Raw genomic sequence first — 1,536 nt, forward strand, 5'->3', positions numbered from 1 at the left:
CGGCCGGGCACCACAGAAGTCCGTGGGGGGGGGTCGTTTTTGTCACGACGAAATCGGGGGGGGGCGGGGGGGGGGGGGCGGGGCTGGGGGCAGGGGGCCCCCCCCCCCCCACGCCCGCCAGCGCCGCGGACACCGCCGCCGGGTCACGGGCGTCCCCCTCGAGCGGAACCACCTCGTGGCCGCAGGCGCGCAACCGTGCCGCCACGGCCGACCCGACCAGCCCGTCGGCGCCGGTCACCAGGATCCTCGTCACGGTCGATGGACCCGGTATCCGTAGGGCTCGATCTGGTCGCCCGCTGCCCGCACCGGCTCGGGGTTGTGGTTGATCACCGTGAGCACGCCGCCGCGCGCGCACGCCTCGACCCGCGGCGGCAGATCGGGCAGCACCGGCTCCACCTTCGCGTGGCCGAGCAGCCGCTCGATCACCGCGTCCTTGCCGGCCGCATCGGCCAGCGTGGCCAGGTAGTACGCGCCGCCCTTGCGCGTGAAGGCCGGCGGGCCGTCCTCGAACGAGGCCAGCACCTCGGCGTCGTCGACCCGCAGCACCTCGCGCAGCGTCACCCCGCGCTGGTCACCGAAGGTGATCTCCTCGATCCCCTCGAACTCCACGACGCGGATCCCGAGAGCCGGCCCGAGCCGGGTGGTGAACCCGCCGGGCAGGAACCGGTCGTGCTCGTCCACCACGTCGGTGAACGCGGTGGCCAGCAGGACCTTGCCCGATTCGGCGTACGCGACCAGCGGGCCCGCGTCCCGGATCAGGTACAGACTCGGCGCCACCACCAGCTCGTACGAGTCGAACGGCCCGTCCGGCCGCACCAGGTCGACCTGCACGTTGCGCCGGTGGAACGCGGCGTGCCAGGCCTGGGCCTCGGCGGCGTAGTCGAACTGCGCGGGATGGTCCGGCTGGTCGATCGCCCACCACGCGTCCCAGTCGAAGACGATCGCCACCCGAGCCTCGCCGCCGGGCGCGGGCAACTCACCGAGGTCCCGCAACTCGGCGCCCAGCTTCTCGATCTCGCGGTAGGTCCGGGTCTCTGTTCCGGCGTGCGGCAGCATCGCGGAGTGGAACTTCTCCGAGCCCGCCGCGGCCTGCCGCCACTGGAAGAACAGCACCCCGTCGGCTCCGCGGCCGACCGCCTGCATGCTCAGCGCGGCCATCTGGCCGGGAGCCTTCGGCGCGTTGTTGGGCCGCCAGTTGACGGCGTTGGGCGCCTGTTCCATCAGCAGCCAGGGCTTACCCGGCTTCATCGAGCGCATCAGGTCGCGGGTGAAGGCCGACCAGCGGAACGACTCGGGGTCGCGCGGGTCCGGGTAGTTGTCGTCGGAGATCACGTCGATCTCGCCGGCCCAGCGCCAGTAGTCGGCCGGCTGGAAGGAACCCATGAAGTTCGTGGTGATCGGCTGCGTGGCGCCGGACTCGCGGATGATGTCGCGTTCCATCAGCAGCAGCTCGAGCAGCGCGTCGGAGGAGAACCGCCGGAAATCCAGCAGCCCGCCCGGGTTGACGCTGGCCGGGGCCAGCCGCGGCGGCACGAT

Annotated in this window: 1 protein-coding gene; it reads right to left on the bottom strand. The window is 72.7% G+C overall.

The window, feature by feature from the left end; genetic code table 11:
* Positions 1-249: 249 nt before the first annotated feature.
* Positions 250-1,536: beta-galactosidase (locus AB0M20_RS42805; protein WP_364307162.1), on the bottom strand; the 1,287-nt coding region annotated here is incomplete at its 5' end.

The organism is Actinoplanes sp. NPDC051633, assembly GCF_040681735.1.
Taxonomy (GTDB): domain Bacteria; phylum Actinomycetota; class Actinomycetes; order Mycobacteriales; family Micromonosporaceae; genus Actinoplanes.